The following is a 16,754-nucleotide window of genomic DNA, read 5'->3' on the forward strand; positions in this document are numbered from 1 at the left end:
TAGCGTTGCCGCGTGATCTCGCGGACAACACTCGACTCCTGGTTACGCCCCGCATCACCCGACCTGCCTGTGGCACCGGCGCGGGAACGTCGCGGTCTGTGGATCGAGATCACGATCGTCCTGCTCGTCACCTTCGGGACCAGCGGGCTGTCGGGACTGTTGTCGCTGACCGAGTCGCTCCTGACGCCGGGTGACCTCTCCGACCAAGCGGTGGCGCTGAACGTCGCCCGGGCGGAGAACCAATTCATCGACGTGGCGCGGCAGCTGCTCGGTGTCGTGAAACTGCTGTCCTGGGCGGCGCTGGGCCTGTACCTGCTGTGGCGTGGCGGCATCAGTCTCCGCTCGGTGGGACTGGGGCGAATCCGGTGGCGTCCCGACGCGGTGCAGGGTGCCGGATTGGCTGCGTTGGTCGGGCTCCCCGGGCTCGGCTTCTATCTGGTGGCCCGCGCGGCCGGGGCCAACCTGACCGTCGTCCCCAGCACGATCGGCGACCACTGGTGGCGGCTTCCCGTCCTCGTCCTGTGGGCGATTGCCAACTCGGGGGCCGAGGAAGTACTGGTCGTTGCCTATCTCGTCACCCGACTGCGGCAACTGGGGTGGAACGAGAACTCGTCGTTGCTGGCGTCCGCGCTGCTACGCGGCACCTACCACCTCTATCAGGGCTTCGGCGGGGGGCTGGGCAACGTGGCGATGGGACTGGTGTTCGGTCGTTACTGGCAGAAGACCGGCCGACTGTGGCCACTCGTGATCGCGCACGCCACCATCGACTCGGTGGCTTTCGTCGGATACGCGGCCCTGCGCGGCCGCGTCGGCTGGATTCCGTAATTCCGCGGGACCAGTAAAGTCGTTCGGGTGACCGGCGACGCTCCCTATCCACCGCTGCCGCCCCGTCCGCCTCGGCGGACGCAGGGCGGCCAGCCCGCGCCGCAGTCGCCGAACCGCCGGACCCCACCTCCCGACCCTCGGGGTGCCCAGACCCGTCGCGTACCGCCTCAAGGCTCTCCAGGACCGCCACCGCCGCGACCCCGGCACCCCTCTCCCCGACCGAGCCCGGCAGGTCCGCCCCCGGAAGGCACCCAGGTGATCCGGCGAGACGGGCGAGGAACCCCACCCCCGCCGCAGCAGGCCTGGTCGCAGGCGCCCGAACCGCGGTTGTCGCGATCGGCGCCCCCTCGGCCGGACGGCTACGCACCCACCCAGACGCCGCAGCCCTATCGTGAGCCGCCGCAGTATCGACAAGCGGCCCCGGCGCACGCCCCCGAACGGCGCCCCCCTCGTACCCCGCCGCCCCCACTTGCGCCTCCTCGCAACCCGGAACCACCGCGACAGCGCGCACCCAGGCGCAGGCGGAACTGGGGCAGTCGTATCGGCATCCTCTTCCTCGTGTTGGTTCTTGCCCTCGCCGGCATGACCTACTACCTGGACACCTCCCTGAACCGGGTCGACGCCCTCGCCGACTACGACGGGCGAATCGGCGACACCCCCGGCACCAACTGGCTGCTGGTCGGCTCGGACAGTCGCACCGGACTGACACCCGAGCAGGAGCAGGAGTTGTCGACCGGCGGCAACAGCGGTCCCGATCGCACCGACACCATCATCGTGATGCACCTTCCGAGCAGTGGTGGGCCGGCGACGATGGTGAGCATCCCCCGCGATTCCTACGTGTCCATACCGGGCTACGGCCAGGACAAGATCAACGCGTCGTTCGCGTTCGGTGGGCCCCCACTGCTGGTACAGACGGTAGAGGAAGCGTCCGGACTGCACATCGACCATTACGCCGAGATCGGGTTCGGCGGTTTCGCCGGGATCGTCGATGCGATCGGTGGTGTCGAGATGTGTCTGGACACGGCCATCGACGACCCCCTCGCCGGGATCAACCTCGAGCCCGGCTGCCAGGAGCTGTCGGGGTCCGATGCTCTCGGTTTCGTCCGCAGTCGCGCAACCGCGCTCGCGGACATCGACCGCATGAACCACCAACGGAAGTTCATGGCCGCGCTGATGGCGAAAGCCACCAGCCCCGCAACCTGGCTGAACCCCTTCCGGGTGTGGCCGCTGGTCACCGACACAGCCAAGTCGTTGCGCGTCGACCAAGACGATCACATCTGGAACCTTGCGATGCTCGCCTGGGCTGCGCGTGGTGACATGATCACCACAACCGTCCCGGTGGCCGGATTCGAGGACGTCGACGGCGCGGGAAATGTACTGGTGTGGGACGACGAACGGGCATCCCAGTTCTTCGGCGCCCTCGCGAACGATCAGCAGGTTCCCGCCGAACTGGTCACCACGGGACCCTGACGCCGCATCCGTAAACTGAGTCGCATGACACAGTCGGCGCCCGCAAAGCTCAGTGAATTCCACCTCCTGTTGCAACAGCAGATCCGCAACGAGTTCACGGCGTCGCAGCAGTACATCGCGGTGGCCGTCTACTTCGACTCGCACAATCTCCCGCAGTTGGCGAAACGGTTCTACACGCAGGCCACCGAGGAACGCGGGCACGCGATGATGATGATCCAGTACCTCCTCGACAACCACCTCGCCGTGGCCGTTCCGGGTATCGACGAGGTGGTCACGAAATTCGACTCGGTGCGTGCTCCCGTGGAACTGGCGCTGAAGCAGGAAGAAGCGGTCACCGAGCAGATCACCAAGCTCGCCCGCACCGCCCGCGACAACGGGGACTACCTCGGCGAGCGATTCATGCAATGGTTCCTGAAGGAACAGGTCGAGGAAACCGCGGACATGCACACCCTGCTGGCCATCGTCGACCGCGCCGGCCACAATCTGTTCGACGTCGAGGATTTCGTAGCCCGGGAGATGAGTACCGTCCAGCGTGCCGATTCGACCGCGCCCAAGAGTGCAGGCAGCGGGGTCTGAATTCACACCTCGCGAGCGTGCCTTTACGCCCGCGGGGGCAACCCGAATTTCGCCGGTGAATGCGTCGAATTAGGTCGGATTAACTATGGGAATCCTTGCCATAATTAGGCAGAACTTGCATGACAACCCACTCTGACCAGCTATATCGTGTGTCCCATGACTTCCGTTGACGCGCACAAGACAAAATTCCATGCTCTGCTGCACGACCAGATCCGCAACGAATTCAACGCGTCACACCAGTACACCGCGACCGCCGTCTATTTCGACAATGCGGATCTTCCGCAGCTGGCCCAGCACTTCTACAAGCAGGCCGTCGAAGAACGAAACCACGCGATGATGATCATCCAGTACTTCCTGGATCGCGGAATCAACGTGGAGCTCTCGGGTGTCGACGCCGCGAAGGGCCACTTCGAGAATGCGCGTGAGCCGATCGCACTTGCTCTGACGCAGGAGAAGACGGTCACCGAGCAGATCGTGCAGCTGGCGAGCACCGCCCGCGAGGAGGGTGACTACCTCGGCGAGCAGTTCATGCAGTGGTTCCTCAAGGAACAGGTCGAGGAGGTCGCCAGCATGACCACTCTGCTCGCCATCGCCGACCGCGCAGGCGCCAACCTGTTCCACCTCGAGGACTTCGTCGCGCGCGAGATGAGCGTCGTCAGCGACACCTCCGGAGCGCCTGCCGCTGCCGGCGGGGCCATCTAGGCGGCTTCGCCGCCCGTGCGTGGTTGACGAGTCCAGAGGGTCGTCAACCACGCACGAGCCCGAAGGGCCTACCGCAACGTGACCTGGCGACCGCGGAGGCCGTCACGGGCGCGGCGCTCGTCGGTGGTGAGCGGCGCATCGACGGCCAGTGCCTGCGCGAGCCGGTCACCGAGCTCGACGGTCGCGGCCGCCCACTCGTTGGGGTGCTTCTCTCGATCGAGGTCGAAGACCGGGACGAGGAGGCCGTGTGTCCGGAAAGAGCCGGCATAGCGCGACCCCTCACCCAGGTGCAGTCCGCCGGTGGCGTGGACTCGCGCCAGGGCCAGCATCAGGTCGTCCTCGTTCTCGGGACGCACCCAGCGGATGTGTGCCTTCTCGCCCGCATCCACCCACCACGCCGCTACGACGCCTTCGGCTTCGACCCGCGCGGACGGCATGATCGCCGCGTTCGCGTGCTGCACGGTGGTCGCGACCTCGGGCGCCGGTTCTACCCCTTCGGGAATCCACCAGTTGAAATCCTGGTGCACCGTGATGTCGAGCAGAGCGTCCGCGTCGATCACCTCGGCGGGTGCGGGTGTGTCGGCACCGGGGCTGGCGGAGGCCAGCGATTCGCCGGCCGCGGCGCCGCGAACCCAGACGACGGACGCCGCCAGGTCGGCACCCAGATCCAACGAGTGTGACTGGACCTGTACACCGACGAAACCGGTGGAGTCTTCACCTTCGTCGCGGACTAGCGCCGCCACGGCACCCGGGAGCACTGTCGCCAACGTCACCGGACGAGAAGCATCCTTCACCGGCAGCGGTGCTGTTGCGGAGGGAACGAATTCGCGTAGCGCGACAAGGTCGCATTCTGCGGCGAGTCCTTCGAAGGGCCGCGTCACGGCCGCGGCGGCACTTTCCCGTTCCGCCTTCCGCTGCGCGAGCTTCTCGGCGCGGCCGCTGTCCGGCTTCGGTCCACTGTTTCTCTTGCTCTTCTTTGCCACGAGGCAAAAACCTACACGCCGGGGAAGGTTCGGTCAGGAGGCCAGCCAATTCTTGGTGCGGCCGGGGTGGTTGGTGGCCACCCAGCTGACCCCGAGTTCGCGGCACAGGGCGACATCGGTTCGATCGTCGACGGTCCAGCAGTAGGTGGCCCGTCCCGCGGCCGCGGCCTTGTCCACCATGTCGGGGTGTTCGTGCAGTGTCTTCACCGATGGGCCCACCGCGGTCGCGCCGACCGTCGTGGCGGCTCCTCCACCGAGGTAACGGGCTGACTCCCCCAGTAGCACGGTCGGAAGCAAAGGCGCCGATCTCCGGATCCGCCAGACGGCTCCGGCCGAGAACGACATCACGACGGCTCGCGAGTGGTCGGCGGACGGCGGGGATGCGATGCCGAATCGCTGCAATTCCGCCAGGACCTTGCTTTCCACGAGGCCGCCGAACCTGACGGGATGTTTGGTTTCGATGAATACCTTCACGGGCCGCGCCGAGTCGAGCGCCAACTCGATGAGCGCACTCAGTTCGAGCAGTTCTGCAGGCTCGTCCGCGGTGCCGTAGTTGAACTGGGCCAGTTCGTCGCGGGTCATCTCGCTGACGACGCCGGTGCCGTCGGAGGTTCGCTCGATGGTGCGGTCGTGTACGCACACGAGGTGGCCGTCCTTCGTGAGCCGCACATCGCATTCGAGTCCGTCTGCTCCCTCTTTCAGCGCGAGTTCGTATGCGGCGAGGGTGTGTTCGGGCTTGGCGGCGGACGCACCCCGATGCGCGACGACGAGCGGTCCGCGCCGATCGGGGCTCACGACGCCAACGCTTCCTGATCAGCTGTTTCGGACTTCTTCTCCGGTTGTTCCGGTTGGGAGGGCGGATCGGTGGCAATCACCCAACGAGTGACGGTCTCCTTCGACCCCTTCAGGGTGCGGCCTTCGAGTCTGCGCAGAACCAGTAGGGCGAGCAGCGCGGTGACCGCGGCGCTCAATGCGGTGAAGGCGGCTATGAGGACGCCGTCGGCCATGGCCTGCAGACCGGGACGGGATCTCCAGAACCAGTTGAAGACGAGGAGGACGGCACCGAAGACCCACATGGCCCACCAGGCGCGCACCAATGTGACGGCTCTGGGATCTCGCCGGATGACCTCGAGTAGGAACACTCCGGGCATCACCAGGTTGAGGCCGGGAACCGCGCACCCGACGATCACTTCACCGGCGGAACGCGGATCCGACGTCCTCGCCCGCGTGAACGTACGACGACGGATTCGCAGCAGCCAGCACACGCCGCTGATACCGGACAGCAGGGTGAAGAGCATCCCGCCCGCCTGCGTGAAGAACACGGCGACGTCCGAGACGGCAAGCACGGTCGAGTCGACCAACCGGGTTCTGTTCCACACGAGGACGCCGTACCGACCCAGTTCGGCCGGCACGGCCAGCGCGTACAGAGCGGCGGTGACGATCAGGAAGGTGGCGGCCTTGTCGGCGAGCAGTTCAGGCCAGTTCCTTCTCGAGACGGGCGAGTCGACGGGGTCGTGAAGTCCCCATCGGGGGATGTCGGTGTAGTGCGGCGTCGGACTGGCCACGACAGGATCGGCGACCAGTCCACCTCGCCGGAGCGGTGGGCGCGCCACCCAGCGGAAGCCGCGCTGAACGGGAGAGTGCTGCTGATCGGTCCGGATGGGCGCGAGCAGGACGCCGTGGCAGCGCGGACACCACTGTGCCGGAGCGCCGAGCACCGGCCACCGGCCGGCGCATCGTGCGCACACCTGATTGACGCTCATGCCCTCCGCACCCACTTCACGTTTCCGATTCTGTCACGACCTCCATGTTGGGGTCAGGCAGCGACCGATTCGTCCTTTTCGCGTCGGATATGTGAGCTGCGTCACGTAGATTCCGGAGTTATCCACAGTTTCCACAGGTTCATACACAGCTATGAACACTGCCCGGGCCGCACATTTCCAGGTCAGAAGGTGTGGGCATTCGTCGTTGTTGACAGCTCGAGGTGAACGGTCCACAGCGGTGGATGAACTTGACACCGCAGGTCGGTGAACGACGCGGGTGGGATGGGCGACGGCGCGGCCCGGAATTACCCCTCCATGCCGGATTGCCCGCGAAGCAACCCGAAAACTCCGGACCGGCCGTCTTCTCCCCCACCTCGTGTCGGGGCCGAATTCCCCCGACACTTGATCTGACGCGGCCCGGATCCGTTTGGTTCCACCCAATCTGTAATCTCGGAAACCGATGACGGAAGACGTCGGATCGCGGTGGCAGCTCGGACCCGCCCGTGTCCTGCAGGTGGCTCTGGGACTGGTCTCCGGGTCGCTACTCGTCCGGTCGTGGGTGGCCGCCCGCAGCGACTTCTACTGGGATGATCTGATCCTCGCCGGCCGGGGCGGTAGCCTGCCGCTCCTCTCCGCCGATCTTTTGATCTACGACCACGACGGTCATTTGATGCCGGGCGCTTTTCTCGTCGCCGGGATCGCGACACGAATCGCGCCCTACCAGTGGATCCTGCCGATGATCACGATGATCGCGCTTCAGGCGCTGGCGTCCTACGCGGTATTCCGGTTGCTGCGCAAGATCCTCGGACTGCGGCCCGCACTGCTGATCCCGCTGGCGCTGTATCTGTTCACGCCATTGACCGTTCCCGCGTTCGCGTGGTGGGCGGCGGCGCTCAACGCGCTGCCGCTGCAGATCGCGCTCGCCTGGGTGGCGGGTGACGCGCTGGAGCTGTGCCGGACGGGACGGCGCAGATATGCCATCTCCGGCCTCCTCGTCACGATCACGGCGTTGCTCTTCTTCGAAAAATCCGTCGTTGTCCCTTTCGTGGCGTTTGCGACCGTGGCGCTGCTCGCGCATATCGACGGCTCCCCCCGCCCGCTGCGGTCCACGGCGCGGCGCGGCGCTCCGCTGTGGACCGGTTCGGCAGTAGTCCTCGGTGGATGGGCGGTGCTCTACCTGTCCACTGTGGATTCCCAGTTCGAGTGGGCGGGACCGGAGCGAGCGTTCCAGTTGTTCCACCACGCGACGTCGCTGGGTCTCGTGCCGACTCTGCTCGGCGGACCATGGACGTGGGACCGCTGGATTCCGAGTCCGCCGTGGGCGTCACCGTCCACCTCTCTTGTGGTGGTGAGCTGGCTGGTTCTTGTCGCGGTGATGCTCGCGACGATGCGATCGAAGCGGCGCATCGGTGCGGTGTGGGTCCTCACTGCCGGGTATTTCCTGCTGTCGGTGGCCGCGATGGTGATCACCCGGTGGGGCGCCGACACCACGTACGAGCTGGCCCAGACTCTGCGATACTTCACCGACACGGCGGTGATCCTCGCGATCTGTACCGCTCTGATCGTGAGGGCGCCTGCGCGGAACCCCGTCGTGGTCCCGTTCCCGGCCCGGCCGGTCGTGGCTGCCACCGTGGTCGCCGCGTTTCTCGCGGGCAGCCTGTGGTCGACGTACACATTCACGCGGAGCTGGGCGGAGAACCCGACCACCGACTATCTGACCACGGCCCGCGCCTCCCTGGCCGAACACCAGGACGCGCCTCTCCTCGAACAGCCGGTGTCCATCTGGGTGCTGCTGCCGGTGGCGTATCCGAGCAACCTCGTCAGTCGGGTCTTCGCGCCCCTTCCGGACCGTCCCGCATTTTCCGACAGCACCGACCGGCTGCGGATGCTCGACGACTCCGGGACGGTGGTCGACGCCCAGGTGACGTGGGTGCGGTCGATCGAGCCGGGCGCGGTGCCGGACTGCGGGCACCTGGTGGACCAGCGCAGTTTCGTCCCACTCGCTCTGGACGGTCCGCTGACGGGATGGGAGTGGACGGCGCAGCTGAACTATCTCGCCAGTGCGGACGGTGAGATCTCCGTAGCAATGGAGGTCGGCGACCCGGTGCGGGTGCCGGTGCACCGGGGGCTCAACTCGGTGTACGTGCGCCTCACGGGCGGCGGGCAGGGTCTGCGGATCAAGACACTGACGACGGACCTGTCGGTGTGCGTGGGCGTCGGCCCGGTCGGGGTCGTCGTTCCGAAATAGCTGGTCGTCTTCCGGGAGAACTAGAGGCCGTACCGGGACCAGGCGACACGGGCCCTTGCCGCCCCGACGAGGGCGGCCGCTGCGTCGTCCCATCCGGCGGCGGGCAACCCGAGCTTCGCGAAGAGCGAGCGACGCGGTCCGGTCATTTCGATGGTGGCGTCGGGGAATCGCTTCTCCACCACCTCGCGCAAGGTTCCTATCCCGTCCACGATGCCGAGTTCGACCGCGCGCCGGCCCAGCCACACCTCGCCGTTGAACAACTCGTCCTCGGTTGCCTTCAGCTTGTCACCACGGCGCTGCATCACCCAGTTCCGGAACTCGTCGTGGATGCCCTCCTGAATCTGTTCGAGCCACTGCACGTCCTCCGACTTCTCCGCGAAAAACGGGTCGAGGCGAGTTTTCGCCTCACCGGCCGAGTGCAGCCGTCGCTCGATGCCTATCCGGTCGATGAATTCGGAGAATCCGAAGCCTGCCGAGATCACCCCGACGGAGCCGACCACCGATGTGGCGGTGGCATAGATGTCATCGGCGGCACACGCCAGCCAATATCCGCCGGACGCCACGACATCTTCGCAGAACGCAAGAACCGGAAGTTCGTGCTCAGACGCGAGCTGCCGGATGCGGGCACCGATGTATTCGCTCTGGGTCGGCGAACCACCGGGGCTGTTGATCAGAAGTGCCACGGCCTTGGCGCCGTGTGTGGTGAAGGCTCGCCGAAGCGGTTCCTCGACCGATTCCGCGCTCAGTACCCGTCCGAGTCCCGCGCCTCCCGACGCGATCATTCCGTGCAGGCGCACCACCGGGACCACCCCACCGCCGGCGCCGCCGAGTGCCTCGGGCAGCCTGTCGGCCAGCGGTTTCGGCAGGGACAGCGGGAGCTTCTTGGCCATGAATTCAGCGTACCGACGACGCATCGGGCAAAGTGGCTGCCATGGAGTTGCGAATCTTTACCGAACCTCAGCAGGGTGCCACCTACACCGACCTTCTGGCGGTGGCGCAGGCCGCCGAACGATTCGGTTACGGCGCGTTCTTCCGCTCCGATCATTACCTCGCAATGAACAGCGCGGGATTGCCCGGCCCGACGGACGCGTGGATCACCTTGGGCGCACTGGCCCGGGAAACATCCACCATCCGACTGGGCACCCTCGTCACCTCCGCCACCTTCCGTCATCCGGGCCCCCTGGCCATTTCGGTGGCCCAGGTGGACGAGATGAGTGGTGGACGCGTCGACCTCGGGATCGGTGCCGGCTGGTTCGAGGAGGAGCACAAGGCCTACGGCATCCCGTTTCCGCCCCTGAAGGAGCGTTTCGAACGGCTCGAAGAGACGCTGGCGGTGGTCACCGGGCTGTGGCGCACCCCTCGCGGGGAATCGTTCTCCCACGCCGGGAAGCACTTCCGGATCGAGAACTCGCCGGCCCTTCCGAAACCACGACAGCCTCAGGGGCCGCCCGTGGTGATCGGCGGTGCCGGCAAGAAGAAGACCCCGGCTCTCGCCGCGAAGTACGCCGACGAGTTCAATGTTCCCTTCGCGTCCATCGAGGACACGCGGGTGATGATCGAACGAGTCCACCTCGCGTGCAAGGCCATCGACCGCGACCCCACCGAGTTGGTGTACTCCAACGCGCTCGTGCTGTGCTGTGGCCGTACCGAAGAGGAAATTTCCCGACGGGCCGCGAATATCGGCCGCGAGGTGAGCGAACTGCGGGAGAACGGACTCACCGGGTCGCCCGCCGAGCTGGTGGACAAGATCGGCCGTTACACCGAAGCAGGATCTCAGCGGATCTACCTGCAGACCCTAGACCTGAGCGACCTCGACCACCTCGAACTCGTCGCTGGCGAGGTGCTTCCGCAGCTGAGCTGAACCCGGCCGCGGGATCAGTTCCGCAGTTCCAGTTCGGCGGCCACGATCACAGGAAGATTCAGGGGCAGCGCGCTCGCTCCGATCGCAGTCCGGGCGTGGTCGCCGATGTCGGGCCCGAAAATGTCGAGGATTGTCTCGGAGAAGCCGTTGAGAACAGCCGTCGTCTGCGGGTATCCGGGTACTGCGTTCACGAAGCCGCTCACGGTCAGCCAGGCGCCGATCCGGTCGAGATCGCCCACCGCCCGGCGAATTCCGGCACACACCGCAAGCGCGGTGAGCCGCGCAGACTCCCGGGCCTCGTCCAGCGACACCTCGGCGGGTACGGCGCCGAACGGCCCCGAGGGTGAGCCGTCCTCGGCGAGGGGTCCGTGACCCGAGACGAGAACCCGGCGTTCGCGCACACGTATCCAGCTGAACGGCAGCACCATCCCTGGCGGCAGTTGCGCCGCAACGGGCAGCACCAACCCCAGTTCGCGAATCCGCGACTCCGCACCCATGACGGCCTCCGCTCGTCGTTCACTGGACCTGGGACAACTACAGCACAATCGGGGATATGAGGTTGCTACTCCTGGCCGACACCCATGTGCCCAAGCGTGCGCGGGATCTTCCCGCCTCCGTCTGGGAGGAGGTCGACAAGGCCGATGTGGTCATTCACGCCGGGGACTGGGTGAACGTGGCGTTGTTCGATGCGCTCGAGGAACGGTCTGCCCGGCTCGTCGCCTGCTGGGGGAACAACGACGGCGACGACCTGCGCGCGCGGATGCCCGGGACGGCCGAGGTGACACTGGAGGGGGTCCGCTTCACTGTCGTGCACGAGACCGGGGCTTCCACCGGCCGGGACAAGCGGATGTCCGCCGCCTACCCCGACACCGACGTTCTCGTCTTCGGGCACAGCCACATTCCATGGGACACGGTCTCCGACACGGGTCTGCGACTGCTCAATCCGGGGTCACCCACGGATCGGCGCCGCCAGCCGTTCTGCACGTACATGACGGCCGAGGTTCGGGACGGGGAACTGCGCGAGGTCGAACTGCACCGACTGTGACCGGCTGCCCGGTCAGTGGCGGGTGGTCGAGTCCAGGAACTGGCGGAGGTCGCGGTCCCACTGGGCGTCGCGGGCACGGTTGAGGGACGCCCGGGTGATGAGGAATCCGGACATCGCGATCATCATCACCACGAACCAGGTGAACAGGCCGGCGATCACTCCGGCCACTCGTGCGGCCGACGCCGACATCGGCTGGGTGGTCAAGTTCCCTTCGCCGTCGACCCAGATCTGTTCCTCGGTGCCGGCGGGGGTGGCGGGATCGACGGTGATGTCGGCGCGGCGGGTCTGGTCACCCCACGTCCACTTGGCCGGGGCGGTGTCGACTCCGGACGGTGCGACGTCGGAGGACATCGTCACGCCTGTGGAGTCGGCGAAGGTGGTCGCGGTGACGGTCCGGAACTCGGAGGTCTGCTGCTCGGCCAGCACCTGTTGGCTGGCGGCGGTCTTCGCACCCACGAAGATGGCGAGCGGAAGCATCGCGAAGGCGAGCACGATTACCGCAAGCGTGAGAAGGTTCTCGATGCGGTCGGAACGTCGCATCAGAGGGTTGCGCCGGGTGGAGCCGGGCCGCAGCGGCAGCCCTCCCGCTCGAGAGTTCTTCCACATGTCGTTCCGGTCCTCTCGCCGACAATCTCCTGCTTCCAGGGTCGTACGCTTCGCAAACAAGATCAAGTCATCGAGGTGTGTGCTTGGGCACTGTGTGGTATTACACCTCCACTGATACTCCTCCCGGGGTTCGTCCGCATAGGGCCAGCTCCCGATGTTCTTTGGGGCTCATGCCCCGTACTCGCTTGAATGCCGCACTCAGAGCGAAACCGCTGCTGTACCCGACCCGTTGGGCAACCGCGGCCACGGTGGCGTCGGGCTCGCGCAACAGGTCGGCGGCCACGGACAGGCGCCAGTGTGCCAGGAAGGTCATCGGCGGCTCCCCGACCAGTTCGGTGAATCTCCGGGCCAGGGCCGCCCGGGACATCCCGGTCTCGGCAGCGAGTGCTGCGACTGTCCACGGATGTGCCGGATTGTTCTGCAGGATGCGCATCGCCTTGCCGACCACCGGATCGGTCTGGGCCCGCACCCACGAAGGTGCCTCGATCGCAGGCCGGGCGAACCACGCACGCAGCACCGCGATGAGCAATAGATCGAGCAGCCGGTCGAGAACGGCTTCCTGGCCGGGTTCGTTACGTACCACCTCGTCGTGCAGGAGAGTGACCAGCCGAGAGTCCCAGTCGGCGCGACGTTGGACCACCAACGGGGGCAGCGCCGACAGCAGCCGGCGGCTGATCTCGCCGGGGGTCGTGTACGTCCCGGTCAGCATCATGGTGCGGCCGTCAGGGTTGTTTCCCCAGGTCCGGACGCCCAGATCCATCGCTTCGGTCAGCGGTTCCCCGTGCAGAGTCGTGCAGCTCTGGTCGGGGTTGATGATGACGCGCGGCGTCGTCGTCGGATCATCCGCGACGACGTAGCGTTCCGGGCCCCGGACGACGGCGATGTCGCCCTCAGCCAACCGGGTGGGTTCACCGAGATGAGGCAATATCCACGCGTCGCCGCGACCTACGGCCACGATACTGAGCGGCGCGCGGTCGTCGATTTGCAGCGACCACGGTGGTTCCATGATCGAGCGCAGCACGAAGGCTCCGGTGGCCCGGGGACCGCTGATGAGTCCGGCAAGGGGATCCATACCTCGATCGTAGACGCTGACGTATGGATGAGCGCTTCTCAACCATGGATAGTCTCATCGATGCAGTCTTGACTGGACGCATGACAACGACAACGTCCACCCTCGTCCTGACCGGCACCGGCAAGATCGGCGGCCGTGTTCTCCGCGGACTCGCCGCCAAGGGCGCACCCGCCCGCAGTGGTTCACGGTCCGGTCGGCCGCCCTTCGACTGGGACGACGAAGACACCTGGGAACCCGCACTCGCCGGCATCACCTCCGTCTACATCGCCTACTACCCGGACCTCGCCGTGCCGGGGGCCGCAGCGGTCGTCGAGAATTTCACGGAGACGGCCGTGGCGGCCGGGGCGCAACGACTGGTTCTGCTGTCCGGCCGGGGAGAAACCGAGGCGGAGCGCAGCGAACAGGTGGTGCAGAAGTCGGGCGTGGAGTGGACGATCCTCCGCTCGAGCTGGTTCAGCCAGAACTTCAGCGAAAGCTTCATGGTCGACGCGTTGCGCACCGGAACCCTCGCTCTGCCCGTCGACGGCGTCCTCGAGCCCTTCGTCGACGCCGACGACCTCGCCGACATCGCTGTCGCCGCACTCACCGAGGACGGGCACGCGGGCGAGTTGTACGAGGTGACCGGACCCCGCTTGATGTCGTTCGCCGACGCAGTCGCTGACATCTCGGGGGCCACGGGACGTGACTTCCGTTATGCCACCACCACTTCCGAGGACTATGCGGCTCTGCTGGCCGAAGAGGGGTTGCCCGCCGACGCGATCGGCCTGCTCGCCTACCTGTTCGAGGAAGTCCTCGACGGGCGGAATGCGTATCTCACGGACGGTGTGGAGCGGGCTCTCGGACGGGCGCCGAAAGATTTCACCGAGTACGCCCGCGCCGCGGCGGCAGCGGGAGTCTGGAGACAATGACGGTGGAACGTTCCCTGCTGATCGTCACGGCTGTGGGTGCGGGGTTGATCGGCGGTGTGATGTTCGCGTTCTCGACGTTCATCATGACGGCGCTGGGCCGCCTCGAACCAGGGCAGGGCATCACAGCTATGCAGGCGATCAACCGCGCAGCGCCGAATGCCCTTTTCATGACGGCGCTGTTCGGTACTGCCCTCACATCGATCGCGCTGGCCGTGGTGACGGTGATCCGGCACGACGCTTCGGCGATCTACGCGATGGTCGCGTGCATCCTCTACCTCGTCGGGATCGTGTTGACGGTGGTTTACCACGTCCCGCGCAACAACGCGCTGGACGCGCTCGATCCGGCGGGTGCCGGGTCCGCGGAATTCTGGCGGAACTACGTCTCTGGGTGGACGGCCTGGAACCACATCCGCACCGTCAGCGCGTTGTCCGCCTCGGCGGTTCTGCTGTGGGCGGCGACCGGACGCTGAGCTACGACGGCGGAAGCACGTCCGTCTGAGCGGGAACCTCGTCCTGCTTCAGCACTCCGACGGGGCAGCTGACACCGGTGGCGTGCACAGGGCAGTAGCCGCCGGGATTCTTGGCGAGGTACTGCTGGTGGTAGTCCTCCGCGTAGAAGAACTGGGTGAGCGGGGCGATCTCCGTGGTGATCGCCCCGTACCCGGCGGCGGCGAGGCGTTTCTCGAAAGCCTCGGCCGTAGCTTCGGCGATCTCGATCTGCTCTTCGTTCATCGTGTAGATCGCGGAACGATACTGCGTTCCCTGGTCATTGCCCTGCCGCATGCCCTGGGTCGGGTCGTGGTTCTCCCAGAACTGCTGCAGAATCTCGGCGTAGGAAATGACCTGCGGATCGAACACCACGAGCACGACCTCGGTGTGGCCGGTTCGCCCCGAGCAGGTCTCCTCGTAGGTGGGGTTCGGGGTGTATCCGCCTGCGTATCCGACAGCGGTGGTGTAAACGCCGCCCAGCTGCCAGAACTGTTGCTCGGCACCCCAGAAACATCCCATGCCCAGCACTGCGGTCTGCATTCCCTCGGGGAAGGGCGGCTGCAGCGGATGACCACTCACGACGTGCGTCGCCGGAACCGGGATGGGCCGATCCCGTCCGGGAAGCGCGTCCCCGGCGGTAACCATCGTCGACTTAGCGGTTGCTCGGCCCAGCAGCTCGTCGTACCAAGACATGACTCGATGCTACGCGCGCAGTCGCGGGCGTCTCCTTGTCCGATTTCGCTGGTTCACCGGGGTCCGCGATGCGCGCGGCCACCCATCGCGACGCGGGCACTTCCACCCATCGATACAGAGCTTCCGAGATCAGCGCGGTCACCACGAGGAAGGCGACAATGGCACCGGTCGCGCCGAAGTGTCCGACCGTGTGTTCGTACACGCGGTACAGAACGAGCGTATGGACGAGATAGATCGCATAGCTGCGCGTCGCCGTCCACCGGACGACGGCCCAATGGGCGGCCGGTCCGTCGTACCGGCCGATCAGGACGACACAGGCGGTGACGACTGCGAACGTCCACAGGTAGTGCTCGCCCGCCCAGTACACCCGGAAGTCGGTGGCAAGGTGGATGACATTCACCTGGGCGAGCCCGGCGATCACGATCCACCGGAACTCAGCGAGTCGGGCCCAGCCGAGGTAGATGATCTGGCCGAGGAACACGGCGGGCAACGTCGCAGCGATCTTGGACAGCATCGGGACCGTGTAGGGCTGGGGCACGTACAGGTTGTAGAGCAGGATGAGGGCGCAGATCGCCGCGCCGGCGAGAGGCATCGCAATCGGAGCGGTGCGCAGGATCGGCCGCGCTGCCACGCACCCGCCATAGAAGAGGATTTGCACGGCCAAGGTCCACGTGACGCCGAGAACCGCGACCTCGGGTTTCAGGAAGAACCCGCCGAGCACGAAACTCGAGAGCGCGTCGACGTTGGAGATCCCGTCCTGCCCGCTGAACATGCCGTTGATCCCGAGACGCACCAGGACGACGGCGGCGAGAATCGCCACCCAGAACGCGGGCAGGATGCGCCCGAGCCGGTTGAACAGAAATCGCCCGGGTGGGTGGCGAATTGCCGAACGGGTGATCAACACACCGGTCAGCATCATGAACACCGCAACGCCGAGAAAAGACAAATGCTGGTTCAGCCCGGCCCGTTCGATGAATATTTGATAGACGACGTCGATGAGCCACCAGCCCGTTCCGAGATCGTCGATCAGATAGAACGAGATGTGCGAATAGATGACGGTCAGGACCGCAAAGAATCGCAGCAGATTCGCGCCCGTAAGCTCCACGCGCGGCGCAGCCGCGGGTGAATCTGCAACAGGTATCAGCGAAGGCACCGCGACAGCTTAAGGTTCCGTTCACCGGGCGGACGAATTGTCACGACCGCCGGAGCCGCCGTGTAAGGTTTTTTTCGGGTCGCCGAACTTTACTGTGAGGGAATCGCTCCTCGAGCCCCGGTGTTGCGCAGGGTGTACCAATGAGATTGGGTATATACCCGAGAACGATTAGAAAAGGCGGGTGTATGACGCATGCTCGCGCGGCGTCCGCACCCGGAAGAATCAGGGCAACACGCCCACAAAGAAGGGACCCTCGTGTCTGAATACACGCTGCCGGAACTCCCCTACGACTACGCAGCTCTCGAGCCGCACATCTCCGGCAAGATCATGGAGCTGCACCACGACAAGCACCACGCCACC

The 16,754-nt window shown here is 66.0% G+C and carries 18 protein-coding genes and 1 pseudogene; 10 read left to right on the forward strand and 9 right to left on the reverse strand.

Translation table 11 applies throughout. The features are described from left to right. The first annotated feature begins 12 nt into the window (after positions 1-12). The 4 genes from NOF53_RS15380 (at position 13) to NOF53_RS15395 (ending at position 3,573) form a co-directional block, all read left to right on the forward strand. Positions 13-825 (forward strand): CPBP family intramembrane glutamic endopeptidase, encoded by an 813-nt coding sequence (locus tag NOF53_RS15380; protein ID WP_255970052.1) that lies wholly within the window; start codon positions 13-15, stop codon positions 823-825. A 255-nt stretch (positions 826-1,080) separates the two neighbouring features. Then, positions 1,081-2,295 carry an LCP family protein gene (locus tag NOF53_RS15385; protein ID WP_255970055.1) on the forward strand — a complete coding sequence of 405 codons (1,215 nt, stop codon included), beginning with the start codon at positions 1,081-1,083 and terminating at the stop codon, positions 2,293-2,295. Between the two features lie 24 nt (positions 2,296-2,319). Then, positions 2,320-2,871 (forward strand): ferritin, encoded by a 552-nt coding sequence (locus NOF53_RS15390; RefSeq protein ID WP_255970058.1) that lies wholly within the window; start codon positions 2,320-2,322, stop codon positions 2,869-2,871. A gap of 156 nt (positions 2,872-3,027) precedes the next feature. Beyond that, entirely contained in the window at positions 3,028-3,573 is a 546-nt protein-coding gene (locus tag NOF53_RS15395; RefSeq protein WP_255970061.1) for a ferritin, read from the forward strand. Positions 3,574-3,641: 68 nt separating this feature from the next. Here NOF53_RS15395 and NOF53_RS15400 read toward each other — a convergent pair whose 3' ends face one another. Genes NOF53_RS15400 through NOF53_RS15410 form a run of 3 tightly spaced genes read right to left on the reverse strand, consistent with a single transcriptional unit; the run spans position 3,642 to position 6,319 of the window. Continuing rightward, positions 3,642-4,556: a DUF5926 family protein gene (locus NOF53_RS15400; protein WP_255970064.1), complete on the reverse strand. Its 915-nt coding sequence runs from the start codon at positions 4,554-4,556 to the stop codon at positions 3,642-3,644. A gap of 33 nt (positions 4,557-4,589) precedes the next feature. Further along, the gene (locus NOF53_RS15405; protein WP_255970067.1) at positions 4,590-5,351 is read right to left on the reverse strand and encodes a glycerophosphodiester phosphodiesterase; all 762 of its coding nucleotides are present in this window, start codon (positions 5,349-5,351) and stop codon (positions 4,590-4,592) included. Beyond that, on the reverse strand, positions 5,348-6,319 hold the full coding sequence (locus NOF53_RS15410; protein WP_255970070.1) for a DUF4328 domain-containing protein: 972 nt from the start codon (positions 6,317-6,319) through the stop codon (positions 5,348-5,350). Before NOF53_RS15410 ends, NOF53_RS15405 begins: the two co-directional genes overlap by 4 nt. A gap of 460 nt (positions 6,320-6,779) precedes the next feature. On the opposite strand from NOF53_RS15410, the gene NOF53_RS15415 reads away from it, so the two are divergent. Continuing rightward, positions 6,780-8,567, forward strand: coding sequence for a hypothetical protein (locus tag NOF53_RS15415; protein WP_255970074.1), 1,788 nt, complete (start codon positions 6,780-6,782; stop codon positions 8,565-8,567). A gap of 20 nt (positions 8,568-8,587) precedes the next feature. On the opposite strand, the gene NOF53_RS15420 is transcribed toward NOF53_RS15415, so the two are convergent. After that, positions 8,588-9,457 carry a S49 family peptidase gene (locus NOF53_RS15420; protein WP_255970077.1) on the reverse strand — a complete coding sequence of 290 codons (870 nt, stop codon included), beginning with the start codon at positions 9,455-9,457 and terminating at the stop codon, positions 8,588-8,590. Positions 9,458-9,498: 41 nt separating this feature from the next. Here NOF53_RS15420 and NOF53_RS15425 point away from each other — a divergent pair, with 41 nt between their 5' ends. Next, positions 9,499-10,428: an LLM class F420-dependent oxidoreductase gene (locus NOF53_RS15425; RefSeq protein ID WP_255970080.1), complete on the forward strand. Its 930-nt coding sequence runs from the start codon at positions 9,499-9,501 to the stop codon at positions 10,426-10,428. A gap of 14 nt (positions 10,429-10,442) precedes the next feature. On the opposite strand, the gene NOF53_RS15430 is transcribed toward NOF53_RS15425, so the two are convergent. Continuing rightward, complete coding sequence (locus NOF53_RS15430) at positions 10,443-10,925, reverse strand: RidA family protein (protein WP_255970083.1); 483 nt, start codon at positions 10,923-10,925, stop codon at positions 10,443-10,445. 56 nt (positions 10,926-10,981) lie between these two features. Between NOF53_RS15430 and NOF53_RS15435 the strand changes: the two genes are divergently transcribed. Continuing rightward, complete coding sequence (locus NOF53_RS15435; protein WP_255970086.1) at positions 10,982-11,473, forward strand: metallophosphoesterase family protein; 492 nt, start codon at positions 10,982-10,984, stop codon at positions 11,471-11,473. 12 nt (positions 11,474-11,485) lie between these two features. Here NOF53_RS15435 and NOF53_RS15440 read toward each other — a convergent pair whose 3' ends face one another. Together NOF53_RS15440 and NOF53_RS15445 are read right to left on the reverse strand one after the other, a co-directional pair. Continuing rightward, positions 11,486-12,079: an Rv1733c family protein gene (locus NOF53_RS15440; protein ID WP_255970089.1), complete on the reverse strand. Its 594-nt coding sequence runs from the start codon at positions 12,077-12,079 to the stop codon at positions 11,486-11,488. Positions 12,080-12,179: 100 nt separating this feature from the next. Then, positions 12,180-13,151 (reverse strand): AraC family transcriptional regulator, encoded by a 972-nt coding sequence (locus NOF53_RS15445; protein ID WP_255970092.1) that lies wholly within the window; start codon positions 13,149-13,151, stop codon positions 12,180-12,182. A gap of 80 nt (positions 13,152-13,231) precedes the next feature. Between NOF53_RS15445 and NOF53_RS15450 the strand changes: the two genes are divergently transcribed. Further along, complete coding sequence (locus NOF53_RS15450; protein ID WP_255970095.1) at positions 13,232-14,059, forward strand: Rossmann-fold NAD(P)-binding domain-containing protein; 828 nt, start codon at positions 13,232-13,234, stop codon at positions 14,057-14,059. Then, positions 14,056-14,529: an anthrone oxygenase family protein gene (locus NOF53_RS15455; protein WP_255970098.1), complete on the forward strand. Its 474-nt coding sequence runs from the start codon at positions 14,056-14,058 to the stop codon at positions 14,527-14,529. Before NOF53_RS15450 ends, NOF53_RS15455 begins: the two co-directional genes overlap by 4 nt. A 1-nt stretch (position 14,530) precedes the next feature. Here NOF53_RS15455 and msrA read toward each other — a convergent pair whose 3' ends face one another. Together msrA and NOF53_RS15465 are read right to left on the reverse strand one after the other, a co-directional pair. Beyond that, on the reverse strand, positions 14,531-15,241 hold the full coding sequence (msrA, locus tag NOF53_RS15460; RefSeq protein WP_374212615.1) for a peptide-methionine (S)-S-oxide reductase MsrA: 711 nt from the start codon (positions 15,239-15,241) through the stop codon (positions 14,531-14,533). Then, positions 15,201-16,394 (reverse strand): acyltransferase family protein, encoded by a 1,194-nt coding sequence (locus tag NOF53_RS15465; protein WP_255970101.1) that lies wholly within the window; start codon positions 16,392-16,394, stop codon positions 15,201-15,203. The genes msrA and NOF53_RS15465 overlap by 41 nt, the downstream gene beginning before the upstream one ends. Positions 16,395-16,649: 255 nt before the next feature. Here NOF53_RS15465 and NOF53_RS15470 point away from each other — a divergent pair. Continuing rightward, a pseudogene (locus tag NOF53_RS15470) lies at positions 16,650-16,754 on the forward strand (superoxide dismutase); the annotation flags it as partial.

It is taken from the genome of Rhodococcus tibetensis (assembly GCF_024438035.1).
In the GTDB taxonomy this organism is placed as follows: Bacteria; Actinomycetota; Actinomycetes; order Mycobacteriales; family Mycobacteriaceae; genus Rhodococcus_F; species Rhodococcus_F tibetensis.